Origin of the sequence: Pseudomonas sp. PWP3-1b2 (assembly GCF_049896045.1) — a bacterium.
Lineage (GTDB): Bacteria > Pseudomonadota > Gammaproteobacteria > Pseudomonadales > Pseudomonadaceae > Aquipseudomonas > Aquipseudomonas antarctica_B.
The window spans coordinates 1-14,667 of sequence record NZ_JAFCTN010000018.1 but is presented as its reverse complement, the minus strand read 5'-3'; the positions used below and the strand labels follow the sequence as shown (position 1 = coordinate 14,667).

Sequence of the window (14,667 nt, the reverse complement as noted above, 5' to 3'; positions counted from 1 at the left end):
TCACTTGATAGTTTGAGGTCCACCATGAACGAGCCGATTCGCCTCACCCAATACAGTCACGGCGCGGGTTGCGGCTGCAAAATATCGCCCCAGGTGTTGGAAGTGATTCTTGCCGGCAGCGGCGCACAGAACCTTGACCCCAACTTGTGGGTGGGCAACGCCTCGCGGGACGATGCAGCGGTCTACGCGATTGACGACGAGCGCGGCGTGGTTTCTACCACCGATTTCTTCATGCCGATTGTCGACGACCCGTTCGACTTTGGGCGCATTGCCGCCACGAATGCCATCAGCGACATCTACGCCATGGGCGGCGACCCGTTGATGGCCATTGCCATTCTCGGTTGGCCGGTCAATGTACTGGCCCCGGAAATCGCCCGGGAAGTGATTCGTGGCGGGCGTTCGGTGTGCGACGCGGCGGGTATTCCGCTCGCGGGTGGCCATTCCATCGACGCGCCTGAACCGATCTTTGGCCTGGCGGTGACCGGCATCGTGCAAAAACGCCATATGAAGCGCAACGACACCGCCACCGCCGGGTGCAAGCTGTACCTGACCAAGCCGCTGGGCATCGGCATCCTCACCACGGCCGAGAAAAAGGGCAAACTGCGCGAGGCGGACATCGGCCTCGCCCGTGACTGGATGTGTACCCTCAACAAGCCTGGCAGCCGCTTCGGCAAGCTGGCAGGCGTGACGGCCATGACCGACGTCACCGGTTTCGGCCTTTTAGGTCACCTGGTAGAAATGGCCGACGGCAGCGGGCTGACGGCGCGCATCGACTATGAAAAAGTCCCACGCCTGCCGGGGGTCGAGGACTACCTTGACCAAGGCTGCATGCCCGGCGGCACACTGCGCAACTTTGACAGTTACGCCAGCAAGCTTGGACGCCTGCAGGAACTGCACAAGCGCGTGCTGTGCGACCCGCAGACCAGCGGAGGCTTGCTGATCGCCGTAACGCCTGAGGGCGATGCTGAGTTCCACGCGGTGGCGGCTGAGTTGGACTTGAACCTGCAACCCATCGGCGAACTGGTTGAGCGACAGAAAAACGCGGTTGAGGTGGTTTGATGGCGACTGATATCACCGATTACCGCGACATCTTTCTCAACGACCGGCCGATGATGGATACCCGCGCGCCGATCGAATTCACCAAGGGCGCCTTTCCTGGCGTGGTCAACCTGCCGCTGATGACCGACGAGGAGCGCCAGCGCGTCGGCACCTGTTACAAACAGCAGGGCCAGCAAGCGGCCATTGTGTTGGGGCATGAGCTGGTGTCCGGCGCCATCAAGGCTGAACGTATCGAGCAATGGGCGCGGTTCGCCCAGGCCAACCCTGAAGGGTATTTGTACTGCTTTCGCGGTGGCCTGCGCTCGCAGATCGTGCAGCAGTGGTTGAAGACCGAAGCCGGCATTGACTACCCCCGCGTTGGCGGGGGTTACAAAGCCATGCGTACATTTTTGGTGGACACCCTCGACCAGGTCGCGCAGCAGTGTGATTTCGTGGTGTTGGGAGGCATGACCGGTACGGGCAAGACCGAAGTGCTCGGCCAGTTGAAGAACGCGCTGGACCTGGAAGGCCATGCAAACCACCGGGGTTCCAGCTTTGGCAAGCGTGCCACCGCGCAGCCGTCCAACATCGATTTTGAAAACCGCCTGGCGGTGGACCTGCTGAAAAAACGCGCGGGCGGCATCGAGCAGTTTGTAGTCGAGGATGAAAGTCGCATGATCGGCAGTTGCGCGTTGCCATTGCCGTTGCACAAGGGCATGCAGAGCTTCCCGATGGTTTGGCTGGAAGACGGTCTGGAACGACGCGTCGAGCGGATCCTGCGCGATTACGTGGTCGACCTGTGCGCTGAATTCATCCGGGTATTTGGCGACGACGGCCAGGCGCTGTTTGCTGAACGCCTGAGCCAGAGCCTCACCAATATTCACAAGCGCCTGGGTGGCGAGCGGTTCCAGCGGTTGCAGACGATCCTGCAGGACGCCTTGGCGGAACAGGCGCGCAGTGGCGCAGTGGATATGCATCGAGGCTGGATCGAAGGCCTGCTGCGAGAGTATTACGACCCGATGTACGCCTTCCAGCGAGAAAGCAAAGGCGCACGTATCGAGTTTTCAGGGGAACAGGCTGCGGTCGTGGAATACCTGCGCGAGCGTTCCGCTAAAGGATGACCGCACCGATCAACCCGCATATCACGCCGACCAGCATGGTCAGCCCGGCCACCGTCACCAGTACCCGCGCATCGAAATCCTTGCGCAGCATCAGCAGCGACGGCAGGCTCACGCTCGGCAGGGTCATGAGCAAGGCAACGGCCGGGCCGGTGCCCATGCCCAGGGTCATCATGGTTTGTACGATAGGGATCTCGGCCGCTGTCGGAATCACAAACAGCGTGCCGACAATGGCCAGGGGCACCAGCCAGACCAGGCTGTTGGCCATGGCCCCGTCCACGTGCGGGAACAACCAGACCCGCGCTGCACCCAGAAACAATACCGCCACGATGTAGATCGGAATCGTGCTCCAGAACAGCTGCCACAGCGTGCGCAACCAGCGGCTCAGAAACGGTTGCGACTCGACTGCACTGGCCCCGGCTACCGCATCCAACGCCGCTTCGGGCACTTGGTCGGGACGTGCAATGCGCTGGGCGATCAACGACACGCCGACCACCAGCACAATTCCTGCAACCAGTCGCAAGGCGGTGAAACCCCAACCCAGTACAAACCCCATGAACACCAGCGTGGCAGGGTTCAACACCGGGTTGGCAATCCAGAAGGCCAGTGCCGCGCCCACCGACACCTGTTGACGGCGCATGCCGGCAGCCACGGGCGCCGCGCAGCAACTGCACATCATGCCCGGCAATGCGAACAACCCGCCACGCACGGTTGAGCCCAGGCCAGCGCGGCCAAACAGGCGCAACAGCCAATCGCGGGGGATCAAGACTTGCAGCAGCGAGCCGAGGATCACCGCCAATACGGCGGCTTTCCAGATCGCGAGGAAATACACCTGGGCATACGCCCACGCCGCCATCAAGGGGGATGTTTGCTGATCATTGATGATCGAGGCGCCGATGCTGTGGCTATCCGCCGCCGTGAATGCCTTGAAGTAGTAAGGCGACCACTTCACGTAGTACAGGCCGACGCAGGCGACGATTAAAAACAGGGCTGGTTTCCACCAGAAGGCCCAGCCCCGATTGGGCTGGGTGGAGGCGAGGTTTGACATGGTGGTGATCCGAGGATGAGTCAATAGCCGCGCATCATACGCCTCCTGCGAATCGTCAGGCACCTCAGCTTTCGGCGCTTACCTGCGTCGGCTCAGGGCAGGTCTCTTCGCCGTTGTTCAGGCCTTGCTTGTAGTTGCGGCTGAGCAGCGAAGCCTTGCCGTTGTGCCAGGTCAACGTCAGCACATACAGCGTGTCGTAGTCATTGCCCGACCAATCGTCGGTGATGGTGTGTTTCTCACCCGACGCTTCGCTGGCCACCTTGTTGATCAAATCCGGCAGGTAGCCATGGGACCAGGCGGTGTAGATGACCGCATTGTGGTACTTGTCTTCCACCAGTTCGTCGGCGAGGGCGCTGGTGTCATTGGCGGAGAACTTGATGTTCACCGGCAGGCCAAGCTTGATCGCGCTGGGGCTGATGGTCATCAGGGGGCGAATGTAGCTGTAGGAGTTATCCTTCTCGCCTTCCTCGACATTGCGTGTCGGGTTCGCGGCGAACACATAGTCGGCCTTGCCGAATTTTTCCGGCAGCACCGTGGCGAGGTTCATCGCGCGGTTGAGCCCTTGGCAATTGAGTTGGCCCAGGCCGCCGGCCGGTTTTTCGCCGTGACGCAGGAACACCAGCGTCTGCACGCCGTCCACCGGATCTGCACTGCTGGTTCGCGCCTGCAGCGTCAGGCCGATCGCGCCGCCGACCAGAATTGCCGGCAGCAGGATGTATGAATAACGTTTGAGTCGTTGCGCAAGGCACAGAGGCTTGATTGTCATTATAGATTCGAGTCTTCATGCTTCGGATTAGGGCGGACAAGCCCGGCCCCAGTGACGCATCCAGCGTCCCGTGGTTTTCCGTGTCGTTGTAACGAGGTGTCTCCTTTCACCGGTTGGCGCACTTAAGAGTGCGTTTGGGAACTTTGGTTCGCCTGAGCGGCAGATTAGCGCGCCAATGTTGCGGGATGATGACCCATGCAGGACGCCGGGCAGGTGGCTATTATGGGGACTTTCCGCCGAGAGACTTTCCGATGAACGCACTTGCCGCTTTCCCGATTAACAGCAAATGGCCTGCTCAACACCCGGAACGGCTGCAACTGTATTCGTTGCCCACGCCCAATGGGGTCAAAGTCTCGATCATGCTTGAAGAATTGGGCCTGCCGTATGAGGCGCACAAGGTCAGTTTTGAGACCCACGACCAGTTTTCTCCGGAGTTTCTGTCCCTTAACCCCAACAACAAAATCCCCGCAATCATCGACCCTAATGGCCCGAGCGGCCAGCCGCTGGCGCTGTTCGAATCCGGGGCGATCCTGATTTACCTCGCGGAAAAAACCAGCCAGCTGCTGTCCGAAGATCCGGCCACCCGCTACGAAACCTTTCAATGGCTGATGTTCCAGATGGCCGGTATTGGCCCAATGTTCGGCCAGGTGGGGTTCTTCAACAAATTTGCCGGCAAGGCCTACGAAGACAAACGCCCGCGAGACCGCTACGTGGCCGAGTCCCGGCGTTTGTTGGAGGTTTTGGAAAAACGCCTGCTGGGCCGCACCTGGATCATGGGCGACGAGTTCAGCATCGCCGACATCGCCACGTTTCCGTGGGTTCGCAACCTGATCGGTTTCTACGAGTCCGGCGACCTGGTCGGCATTGCCGATTTCCCCAACGTGCTGCGCGTGCTGGACGGCTTCGTCGCACGCCCGGCGGTTATCCGTGGCTTGAGTATTCCGGGTTAAAACATGCAGACCTTCGATGTCAGACAGCTGGATGTCTTCAGCAGCGTCGCGCTCAAGGGCAACCCGCTGGCCGTGGTTTTGGGCGCTGACAGCCTGACAGACCAGCAGATGGCTGACTTCGCCAACTGGACCAATCTCAGCGAAACCACGTTCTTGCTGACGCCGCGCGACCCTGAGGCCGATTACCGCGTCAGAATTTTCACCACGCTCAAGGAACTGCCCTTCGCCGGGCACCCGACGCTGGGCAGTTGCCATGCGTGGCTGCAAGCGGGCGGCACACCGAAAGGCGAGGAGATCATCCAGGAGTGCGAAATAGGCTTGGTGCGTATCCGCCGACAAGGTCAGCAACTGGCGTTTATCGCACCGCCATTATTGCGTTCCGGCGCGGTGGAGCCGCCGCTGCTGGAGCGCGTGCGTCTGGCGTTGGGCCTCACACCACACGCCATTGTGCGCAGCCAGTGGGTCGACAACGGTGCCGGCTGGCTGGCATTGATGCTTGCCGATCGAGACCAGGTGCTTGCCCTGCAGCCCGACTATTCACAACTGCACGGTTTGGCCATAGGCGTAATCGCTCCCTGTGACCCGTCGCGCGATGATATAGACACGCACTTCGAAGTCCGCGCCTTCATCGCCGGCGATGGCGCTCAGGAAGACCCGGCCACCGGCAGCCTGAATGCCGGCGTCGCCCAATGGTTGCTGGCTGAGGGGCTGGCACCTGACCGCTACATTGTCAGCCAAGGCACGGCCATCGGGCGAGCGGGGCGCATTCATGTTGAGCGCCAAGGCGATGAAGTCTGGATCGGCGGCGCGGTAGCCGTCTGCATCGAAGGGCATGTACAGCTCTAGATCAACGAATTGTTGCGAGTCGCGTAATACACTGTTGGGCCCTTGGCATTTGTGCTGCCTGGCCCGGGGGCATAAGCTTTTGCCCCAAAGATTCATGCCGTTACCGTTCAGCATCCAGTCAGGAAAACCATGACCAGCCAGTTCCCCCAAGCTCGCCCACGCCGCCTGCGCCGCTCCCCGGAGCTGCGTGGCTTGTTCCAGGAAACCGAATTCACCCTCAACGACCTGGTACTGCCGATTTTCGTCGAAGAAGAAATCGACGACTTCGTGCCCATCACCAGCATGCCCGGCGTGCAGCGCATCCCCGAGAAGAAACTCGCCGCTGAGATCGAGCGTTACGCTCGCGCCGGGATCAAATCGGTAATGACTTTTGGCGTCTCTCACCACTTGGACGCCAACGGCAGCGACACCTGGAAAGAACGCGGCCTGGTCTCGCGCATGTCCTCGATCATCAAGGACGCCGTGCCGGAAATGATCGTGATGTCCGACACCTGCTTTTGCGAATACACCGACCACGGCCACTGCGGCGTGATGCACGGCGCCCACGTCGACAACGACGCCACCCTGGTCAACCTCGGCAAACAAGCCGTCGCCGCCGCCCGTGCGGGTGCCGACGTCATCGCGCCGTCCGCCGCCATGGACGGCCAGGTCCAGGCCATCCGACGCGCCCTGGATGACGCCGGTTTCACCCACATCCCCATCATGGCCTACTCCACCAAATTCGCTTCGGCCCTCTACGGCCCGTTCCGCGAAGCCGGCGGCAGCGCACTCAAGGGCGATCGCAAAAGCTACCAGATGAACCCGATGAACCGCCGCGAAGCCGTGCGCGAATCCCTGCTGGACGAACAGGAAGGCGCCGACGCGCTGATGGTCAAACCAGCCGGTGCGTACCTCGACATTATTCGCAACATCCGCGAAGCCTCGCGCCTGCCAGTAGCCGCGTATCAGGTCAGCGGCGAGTACGCGATGATCAAGTTCGGCGCCCAAGCTGGAGCAATTGATGAAGCGCGGGTGGTGCGGGAGACGTTGGGGTCAATCAAACGCGCGGGGGCGGATTTGATTTTTACGTACTTTGCGATGGATTTGGCGTTGGCGGGGATTTAATTCCGCGTCTTAATCCTGTGGCGAGGGCGCTAGCTCGTCGCAGGAGCTTCGCAATACTCCTACACCGATTCCGCCCAGCGTTGGCAGAAGTCGCGTTGCTCTTGTATATCGTTGGTGAGATTGCTTTCGTCGTAAGAGAAAATATGCACAAGCTCACCCTCTGGAATACCCATAGTCATCTCGTAAGCAACAAGCCCGTTAGACATGTGCGACGACCTCCCTGAGGTGTGTACATTGATTTTTGCGCCTTTGCATAGAAACTTTATATCTTTCAGGTCTGCCCTCATTAAACCGAAGCAGTCGAACAGGTCCAGTGCGGTGTAGGTTTTTCGCATGCCATCACGCAATACCAAGTTTAGGGTGAGCTTGCCCCCTTCGTATTGGATCAAGGCATTTTCACGTACACCGTTTTTGATGATGGTAATTTTACGTGATTTCAGGAGAAGCCCCTTTTCGGATTCAATAGCGAGTATCCCTTGGTACTATTTTGACTCACTGGAACGTCGCTTTCTAAAGCGGCGCTGATGCACAGTTTTTACCATGTTGATTGGTCTTCAAAGCTTGCTCTTTGGATGTCCTCTTTCCAAGCTTGATTGGCGAGACGGTAGATGTCGGCGAAGAAACCCCGGGGGTCCGCTATTTCAGTTTCATCCCAAGCCATTGTTGAATATTCTTCTGGGTTGTTTTCAAAAAAAGAATGGAAGTCAAAGAGCTCTGTATTTAAAGCGCTTTTTAGGTGTTCCACTAATTTGTATCTGTGGCGATAGGAAAGCTTGTTATATGGGTCAAGGCAATATTTAAGAATTAGATTTTCTCGATCCTTTTTGTCGTTCGGGTTGTAGGCATGCAGCTCTCGCCCCTTGGTTTCTTCTCTATCGTAGATGTCAAAAACTCCTACGAAATAATATAAGCTGGCATCGAAAGGTATGTGCGGGGAAGATGGGTTGGATAGCATTGGTTATTCCTTAATAGGGAATAGTGTGAAAGGTGTGCCGTCTTCACGAAATTTCATTTCGGCACCATTCATCGAAGGATTAAATTTCGGGTGATTAGAATCGTTGTTATTTGGCCTGTAACCACGGCCGGCTCCCGGTAGTTCTAGACGCACTACGTCATTTGTCTTACCGTCGATGCCAGTATAGCGTGGGAGCTTTCGTTCGACTCTAGAGGTTGCTTTAGTCCACGCCTGTAATTGAAGCTTCCAACTGTTAAATTGCGAGCTGGGAACCCCTTTACCATTCTGCGGGATACTGCCCGTTATTGGGTCTTTTCCATCAATTGACCTTCGGCGTACCTTCGCGTCAGGTACCTCTGGACCATGTTTGCCAACCATGTGCATGTCGTACTCTGCTTCATATTCCAAAACTCTACGTTTTGCATTAGCTTCGGTTAATTCCTCGATCCTCGCCTGTCTCTTTTTTATCTCAGGCTGCGGAGTAGTGGGCTCTCGGGAGTCAACTTTAACTGAGTGAAGAGGGCTCTGCTGCTTATCGGTGGGTTTGCAACCGCCATTAGGGCAAGAAACCAATCCTAACGGATCCACCCACCCCGCAGGATTGGGCACGTACTGGTACGCATTGATCCCACCCGCCAGCTTCGCCGGATCCGGCGTCAGATAGCGACCAATATCTGGATTGTAGTAGCGATGGCGGTTGTAGTGCAGGCCGCTTTCCGCATCGAAGTATTGGCCTTGGAAGCGCAGGGGGTTGTCGATTTTGCCTACGTCCAATCGGCTGATTTTCCCGTAGGCCTTGTAATGCGCAGACCAGACGATTTCGCCGTTGGGATCAGTGAGTTCCTGCGGGGTCCCGAGATGGTCGAGTTGGTAGTGGAAGGGCTTGGTGGCTTTTGGGCCAAAGCCTTCCAGCAGCACCAATGGGCGGAAACTGTCGGGTTCGTAGATATAGCTGCGGTGACGATCCGCGTGATGCTCGGCGATCAGCTTGTCGCCTTGCCAGAAGAACTCGGTCGTTATGTCGTCAACGGTTTTGCTGATGCGCCGACCGAACGGGTCGTAGCGGTAACTGGCGGTTTGCCCGTTGGGTTGGGTAATTCCGATCAGCCGGTGCTGGCAGTCATACCGATACTCGGTGATCAGCCGATGTTCGCGCCCACGTCGTTCGCGGATCAGATTACCGAAGGCATCGTAGTCGTACTGATGATCGCCCTGAATCATCAACCGATTGCCAGCCACGATGTCCGGTCCGGGGCGATCCTGCATCAGCAGGTTGCCCGCCGGGTCGTGGCCGAAGCGTTCCTGCTCGTCTTGCGAGTGAGCGACGCGGGTCAGGCGGGCGAGGGGGTCGTACTGGTAATGGTGTTCGCCTTTGCGGGTGTCGAGGATGCGGCTGAGGTTCCCGGTTTTGTCGTAGTCGTAGTGGCGTTGGTAGAGATCGTGTTTCTGCTGAGTGACTACGTGGGCGTGCAGGCGGTTTTGCTCGTCGTACCCGTAGTGGCTGATCAGTTGGCCTTGTTGGCGTTGGCGTTCGCGGCCTGCCTTGAATAGGTGGGAGGTGAGGGGGGCGCCGTTCAACTCGACGGTGGCAAGATGGCCGCCTTTTTCATGATTGAAGGTGAGGCGGTTGTTGTCCGGCAGGCGCAGGTTTTTCAGATGACCGCAGGCGTCGTAGCCATAGCGCAATGTGCCCCAGCCTTGGTGTTCGGTGGTGAGGCGGTTTTGGGTGTCGTATTCGTAGGCCAGCGCCCAGTGGCCGTCGTTGACGCCGAGGAGATTGCCTTGGCGGTCGTAGGTGTAATCGACGGTTTTGCCGTCGGGGAGGATTTTTCGTACAAGGCGCCCGGCGTGGTCTCGCTCGTAACGGGTGATTAGCTGACTGCCGTCGTCGCCGTGTTCGGTCTTTTCCTGCAGGTTGCCGTTGAGGTCGTAGAGGTAGGCGGTGCGCTGGCCGTCAAAGCCAATCTCCTGCTGGATCAGACCGTTGGGATGGTATTGAAGCCCATACACTTCACCGACCTCGTTCTCGATTTCGGTCAGCAGTAATCGCGTGTTGTCGTAACGGTATTTGACTTGGGTGCCGTCAGCATTGAGGCGGCGGCTGATGAGGTGCAGGCCGTCGCCGTATTCGTAACGGGTGACGTTCCCCAGCTCATCACGTTCAGCGGTGATTTTTCCGTAGGGGTTGTAGCTATATTCCCGCGTAGTGCCGCCCGGCAGAACCACGCGAATCAGCCGACCTACACTGTCCAACTGGTACTGAGTCAGGGCGCCAAATTCATCCTCGCGAGCAACCTGTCGTCCCAGATCGTCATAGCGATAGCGCTTAACCCCGCCATTGGGTAGTTGTTCCTCAGTGAGCTGCCCCCGCTCATTCCACACCAGCCGATGACAGCTGTTGTCGGGATACCAAACCCCCGTCAGTTGCCCGTGTTTGTTGTAGCTGTAGTCAGTAACGCTGCCGGAAGGATCGGTCTTACGCGTGACATCGCCCTGATCATTGCGCTCATACTTCCAAACCGCTTCGCCACGCCTTACGACTCGTACGAAACCGTTGTCATGCTCGTAGGAAGTCGGTTCATCGTCCCCGGGAAATAGCGCCACCAACCGTCCGGCGTCGTCGTATTCATACGCCGTCACCGCACCCAGCGGGTCCTGCTCAACTGTCAGCCGGCCTTTGTCGTCGTAGGACTTGAGGTGCTGCGCGCCATCAGGGTCAACACGCTGTACCAGTCGCGCACGTTGATCGTGCACGTACACTTCCTGGCTACCATCGGCGTTGTGAACCGTGACATCGCCGTCATCACCCCACACATACCGCGTGTCCATCTGCGAAAAACTGGCCCAGTGCCGAACACACCGTGCCGCCTTGCCAGAGCGTTCCCACTCCCAAAAGAAACTCGCCCCACCGGCCAACTGGCGTTCAAGAATGACGTGCTGCTCGTCGTACCGATAAACCTCACTTTCGCCTACGGCATTGGTCGCCGAAGCCAGTCGTCCAATGTCGTCATAGCTGTAGGAAACAACGTTCTGCTCAGTAACCCAAACAAGCGGCCCAGGCCCTTCTGCCCGATGAACCTGATAGTCCACCGCAACAATATGGCCATGCTCATAGCGCAAAAGCAGCGAACGACCCACGCCGTTATCGAGCCGCTCAACCCGTCCCAAAAGATCGCGGGAAACACGCAGCCGGTTGTCATACGCATCACTGATCGCTGTCAGCGAACCATCGCGAAAGTGGTAGAACCGCGAGCCCTGAGCTAGTACTAACTCGTCAGGCAACGAACCCAAGTAGATCGCAGCTTCAGCGAGGCTGTTGGTAATCGCCGGACGTGCAGCAGTGGGAAGCGGAAACTCGGTAATCCGATTCTCGTGGTCCGTCCAAACCACCGAATCGCCCACCACCGCCAGCCGCTGAGCCAGCGAATGACTCCAGCCAACCCCCAACCCGCAATCCACTTCCACCGCACTGGTGCGATAAAGCCGCGTCCACTCAAACGGCAAAATCCCATCCAAAGTGCCGTCAACCAGTGTCAGCAGTTCCTCGCCGGTCACCATCGACACCGGGCAACCGTTGGTAGCGGTCTTATCCGCAGAAACCGCCGCATTCCCGTTGGGGTTCTTACCCGAGGATGGCACATCGTCGACGTGCTCTTGCCTGACCAACACCGTCCGCTGCGTCTTCCCACGAACCGCCGGCACCGGGTTCGAAACCACCTGATCCCCAGCCTTCAACGACGCAGCCGGGATCGTCTTGATCGACGTCGCCGGCCCACCCAGCAAGATCGGCTTTGCCACTTGCGCATGCTGATCCAGGCGAGATTTTCCGAACTGTTTGGCCACGTGCTGCAACCACTCACGCGCCCGGCGAGACTTGATACCAGCCAGCACCTTCGGGCTTATGCGCACCACCACGCCTATCCAGGCAGTGGCTAAACCCAGCAGCAGGTTGATCAGCACTTCGCCGCTGATCTCGCCCAGCAACTCATTCATATACGGCGGCGGCATCAACCGCATCCAACTCACGAATGCCGACAGATGAATAAACATCAGCGGCTCATCACTGAGCACCAGCAAGGCTTTTGCGAGGGTGTCCGCGCTCAGCGCCAGCAGTTTTTCAAACTCGGCCTGGGACAGGTAATGCAGTAGTTTTTCGGCATACACCAACGGATGGGAAATCCACTCGCACAGCTGTTTGATGTTGTCCCACAGCGATTGCAACGCCTCGCCAAACCCTCGGGCGTAAGCTTTGTGCAGCATGAGGTAACGCGTGAGGTAGTTCGCCTCGGAATAGTTTTCCCAGATCGGTCCGAAAGTGGTCGTCCACTCACTGCGCAACCAGCCCTCCAGCGGTGCGATAACCGACTGATAGGACGCGTACAACGCCTTGTAATGCGCTTTGGAAACGTTGGGGTAGAAACTGACTTGATACGTTTGATTGCGATCACACTCAGTGATTTCGAGGATGCCGCTCGGGCCAATCGTCTTATGAATAGGTTCGCCCAACGGGGCGCCAGCAGGATCGATGCGTTGCAGCATCACCGGGGTGTTGCCAATGGGCACAAACTTCGCGCTTTGGAACATATGCACCAGGGTCAACGTGCCGTTGGCCTTGCAGGTGGCAACGCTGCTGCTGGGCAGGATTGCGCCGTTGATTGGCGCCACCAGCGCCACTTCATCCCCGACCTTGAATACCTGCTCGATATCCAGCGCCGAAAAGCTGAAAAAGCTTTCCGCCCAAGTGTCGTAACTATTAAGGCAGCGTTTGAAATCGCTGATGACGGATTCGACGTCGCGGGTATTCGAATCCATGGCCGCCAGTACCAGAAGGCCAATGGTTTGGCCGGTAGCGGCGATCAAGAGACAGCCCCAACAATCGGGGCACTAACGAAAAAAACCATCTGCAATCCCTCGCACTGTGTGATCAGGCGAAGGACTTTGCAGAGGTTTTCAGAGAAGAGATGTAGAGCTTATCCGGGCGTTGCGTGGGATGTTTCAGCAGCATGCGTGCTCTTGATGCCAGGCATCGAATTCTCCTGAGAGACTGCTGGCGTCTGGCCTTGTCACGTTCGGTCACCACTGGGAGTGCAGCAGGTCGGCGAACCCCGGTTAGACTTACCTGTCGATATCCGCAATGCCCAGCCTGCCGTTGTCCAAGGAAGCCCCATGTATTCAAACCGACTGATCCTGTTTCTCACGACCTTGCTGGTGCTGGCTGGCTGCTCTACCTCACGCGGGCCGCAATTGCCCGAGCGTAGCGAAGCCGAGGTGAAGGCGCAGATTGTGCGCCTGCTGCCCGCTACGGTGGCCGACCGCAATGGCTGGGCGCAGGATATCTACACGGCCTTCGACACGCAGAAGATCTACCCCGGCACTGAAAATATCTGCGCCGTATTGGCGGTGACCGAACAAGAGTCCACCTATCAGGTCGATCCACCCGTGCCGAACATGGGCAAAATCGCCATGGACGAAATGCTGCGGCGCGCGGGCAAAGTTCATGTACCGGCCTTTGTCGTGCGCACCTCGCTGCAATTGCGCTCGCCGAATGGCAAGTCTTACGCCGACCGGCTGAACGCCGCGCGCACCGAGAAAGACCTGAGCGGGATTTTTGACGACTTCATCAGCATGGTGCCCTTGGGCAGCACGCTATTCGGTGGCTTTAACCCGGTGCATACCGCAGGCCCCATGCAGGTCAGCATCGAGTTTGCGCAAAAACAGGCGCGGGGTTATCCCTACACCATTGATGGAACGATTCGTCGGGAAGTCTTCACCCGTCGAGGCGGGATGTATTTCGGCATCGCGCATTTGCTCGGTTACCCGGTGAATTATGACCGGCCGCTGTATCGCTTTGCCGACTTCAACGCGGGCTGGTACGCCAGCCGTAACGCCGCGTTCCAGGCGGCTGTCAGCCGTGTCACTGGCACCGAGCTGGCGCTGGACGGTGATTTGATTTCCTACGGTTCATTGTTGCCAGGCACCACCGAGTTGGCGGTACGCTCGCTGGGCGCGAAGCTGGATATGCGCAACCCCAGCATCCGCAGCCAGCTGGAGCAGGGCGAGCAACTGGATTTTGAGGAGACGACCCTCTACAAGCGCGTATTTGCCCTGGCTGAGAAGGCCGCCGGTAAGCCGATGCCACGGGCGATTTTGCCGGGCATCGTGCTCAAGAGTCCGAAGATTACCCGCAACCTCACGACGGCGTGGTTCGCCAAGCGCGTGGATGAGCGCTATCAACGCTGTATGAAGCGTTAGCTGATCACGCGTAATCGGTCGGGTTGATGGTGGTGGCGGCTGACGGTGGGTTGAGTTAAATCTCAACCCTGCCTCCAAGGATGAATTCACCATGATTGCTCACGCCGTGCCCGAAGGGTTTGTCTCGCTGCCACGCAGTAGCCCGCTTCTCGACTTGCTCGGCCCGGCTTATTGTCGAGGCGAGGGTGTGCAACTGGAAATCGGCCTGCGCGCCGACAATCGTCACGCCAATGGACGCGGCACGGTGCATGGCGGGGTGTTGGCGACTCTGGCGGATATCGGCATGGGGTACGCGATGGCGTTTTCCAGCGAGCCGCCGCTGCCGTTGATTACGGCGAGCATGACTGTGGATTATTTGGGAGCGGTGCAGGTGGGGGAGTGGATTGTGGTGCGGCTGGAGCACCACAAGCGCGGCCGCCAGATGGCGTTTGCCACGGTGAGCTTGCAGGTGGGAGAGAAAGTAGTGGCGCGGGCGAATGCGGTGTTTGCGGTGCCACGGTTTGACTGACTGTACAAATCAAAAGTGTGGGAGCGGGCTTGCTCGCGAAGGCGGTGTGTCAGTCGCATCAACGTGCCTGACACACCGCCTT

Annotated in this window: 12 protein-coding genes; 7 read left to right on the top strand and 5 right to left on the bottom strand. The window is 58.5% G+C overall.

From position 1 onward, the window contains the following. Positions 1-24: 24 nt before the first annotated feature. Positions 25-1,059 carry a selenide, water dikinase SelD gene (selD, locus tag ACP7A2_RS13720; RefSeq protein ID WP_426134619.1) on the top strand — a complete coding sequence of 345 codons (1,035 nt, stop codon included), beginning with the start codon at positions 25-27 and terminating at the stop codon, positions 1,057-1,059. Beyond that, positions 1,059-2,159: a tRNA 2-selenouridine(34) synthase MnmH gene (gene mnmH / locus ACP7A2_RS13715; RefSeq protein ID WP_426134618.1), complete on the top strand. Its 1,101-nt coding sequence runs from the start codon at positions 1,059-1,061 to the stop codon at positions 2,157-2,159. Before selD ends, mnmH begins: the two co-directional genes overlap by 1 nt. Here the strand turns inward: mnmH and ACP7A2_RS13710 are convergent. Both ACP7A2_RS13710 and ACP7A2_RS13705 read right to left on the bottom strand, forming a co-directional pair. Beyond that, on the bottom strand, positions 2,149-3,204 hold the full coding sequence (locus ACP7A2_RS13710) for a permease (RefSeq protein WP_348054827.1): 1,056 nt from the start codon (positions 3,202-3,204) through the stop codon (positions 2,149-2,151). The two genes, mnmH and ACP7A2_RS13710, sit on opposite strands and share 11 nt — an antisense overlap. Before the next feature lie 64 nt (positions 3,205-3,268). Next, on the bottom strand, positions 3,269-3,970 hold the full coding sequence (locus ACP7A2_RS13705) for a histidine phosphatase family protein (RefSeq protein ID WP_426134617.1): 702 nt from the start codon (positions 3,968-3,970) through the stop codon (positions 3,269-3,271). A 251-nt stretch (positions 3,971-4,221) separates the two neighbouring features. Between ACP7A2_RS13705 and ACP7A2_RS13700 the strand changes: the two genes are divergently transcribed. The 3 genes from ACP7A2_RS13700 to hemB all read left to right on the top strand — a co-directional run bounded on the left by ACP7A2_RS13700 (position 4,222) and on the right by hemB (position 6,870). Next, positions 4,222-4,920, top strand: coding sequence for a glutathione S-transferase N-terminal domain-containing protein (locus ACP7A2_RS13700; protein ID WP_426134616.1), 699 nt, complete (start codon positions 4,222-4,224; stop codon positions 4,918-4,920). A 3-nt stretch (positions 4,921-4,923) separates the two neighbouring features. Further along, positions 4,924-5,766 (top strand): PhzF family phenazine biosynthesis protein, encoded by an 843-nt coding sequence (locus tag ACP7A2_RS13695; protein WP_426134615.1) that lies wholly within the window; start codon positions 4,924-4,926, stop codon positions 5,764-5,766. Positions 5,767-5,895: 129 nt separating this feature from the next. Next, positions 5,896-6,870 (top strand): porphobilinogen synthase, encoded by a 975-nt coding sequence (hemB, locus tag ACP7A2_RS13690; RefSeq protein WP_426134614.1) that lies wholly within the window; start codon positions 5,896-5,898, stop codon positions 6,868-6,870. 59 nt (positions 6,871-6,929) lie between these two features. On the opposite strand, the gene ACP7A2_RS13685 is transcribed toward hemB, so the two are convergent. The 3 genes from ACP7A2_RS13685 to ACP7A2_RS13675 all read right to left on the bottom strand — a co-directional run bounded on the left by ACP7A2_RS13685 (position 6,930) and on the right by ACP7A2_RS13675 (position 12,637). After that, the gene (locus ACP7A2_RS13685; RefSeq protein ID WP_426134613.1) at positions 6,930-7,259 is read right to left on the bottom strand and encodes a hypothetical protein; all 330 of its coding nucleotides are present in this window, start codon (positions 7,257-7,259) and stop codon (positions 6,930-6,932) included. Between the two features lie 146 nt (positions 7,260-7,405). Further along, a complete protein-coding gene (locus ACP7A2_RS13680) occupies positions 7,406-7,825 on the bottom strand; it encodes a hypothetical protein (RefSeq protein WP_348054833.1) in 420 nt (139 codons plus the stop codon). A gap of 3 nt (positions 7,826-7,828) precedes the next feature. Next, the gene (locus tag ACP7A2_RS13675) at positions 7,829-12,637 is read right to left on the bottom strand and encodes an RHS repeat-associated core domain-containing protein (RefSeq protein WP_426134695.1); all 4,809 of its coding nucleotides are present in this window, start codon (positions 12,635-12,637) and stop codon (positions 7,829-7,831) included. A 354-nt stretch (positions 12,638-12,991) separates the two neighbouring features. On the opposite strand from ACP7A2_RS13675, the gene ACP7A2_RS13670 reads away from it, so the two are divergent. Continuing rightward, positions 12,992-14,077, top strand: coding sequence for a DUF1615 domain-containing protein (locus ACP7A2_RS13670; RefSeq protein WP_426134612.1), 1,086 nt, complete (start codon positions 12,992-12,994; stop codon positions 14,075-14,077). Between the two features lie 91 nt (positions 14,078-14,168). After that, positions 14,169-14,585: a PaaI family thioesterase gene (locus ACP7A2_RS13665; protein ID WP_426134611.1), complete on the top strand. Its 417-nt coding sequence runs from the start codon at positions 14,169-14,171 to the stop codon at positions 14,583-14,585. Positions 14,586-14,667: the final 82 nt, after the last annotated feature.

Excerpts from the sequence above, each read along its gene's own strand:
- mnmH (WP_426134618.1), top strand. The coding sequence starts at position 1,059 with ATGGCGACTGATATCACCGATTACCGCGACATCTTTCTCAACGACCGG.
- ACP7A2_RS13710 (WP_348054827.1), bottom strand. The coding sequence starts at position 3,204 with ATGTCAAACCTCGCCTCCACCCAGCCCAATCGGGGCTGGGCCTTCTGG.
- ACP7A2_RS13695 (WP_426134615.1), top strand. The coding sequence starts at position 4,924 with ATGCAGACCTTCGATGTCAGACAGCTGGATGTCTTCAGCAGCGTCGCG.
- selD (WP_426134619.1), top strand. The coding sequence starts at position 25 with ATGAACGAGCCGATTCGCCTCACCCAATACAGTCACGGCGCGGGTTGC.
- hemB (WP_426134614.1), top strand. The coding sequence starts at position 5,896 with ATGACCAGCCAGTTCCCCCAAGCTCGCCCACGCCGCCTGCGCCGCTCC.
- ACP7A2_RS13670 (WP_426134612.1), top strand. The coding sequence starts at position 12,992 with ATGTATTCAAACCGACTGATCCTGTTTCTCACGACCTTGCTGGTGCTG.
- ACP7A2_RS13680 (WP_348054833.1), bottom strand. The coding sequence starts at position 7,825 with ATGCTATCCAACCCATCTTCCCCGCACATACCTTTCGATGCCAGCTTA.
- ACP7A2_RS13665 (WP_426134611.1), top strand. The coding sequence starts at position 14,169 with ATGATTGCTCACGCCGTGCCCGAAGGGTTTGTCTCGCTGCCACGCAGT.
- ACP7A2_RS13675 (WP_426134695.1), bottom strand. The coding sequence starts at position 12,637 with ATGGATTCGAATACCCGCGACGTCGAATCCGTCATCAGCGATTTCAAA.
- ACP7A2_RS13700 (WP_426134616.1), top strand. The coding sequence starts at position 4,222 with ATGAACGCACTTGCCGCTTTCCCGATTAACAGCAAATGGCCTGCTCAA.
- ACP7A2_RS13705 (WP_426134617.1), bottom strand. The coding sequence starts at position 3,970 with ATGACAATCAAGCCTCTGTGCCTTGCGCAACGACTCAAACGTTATTCA.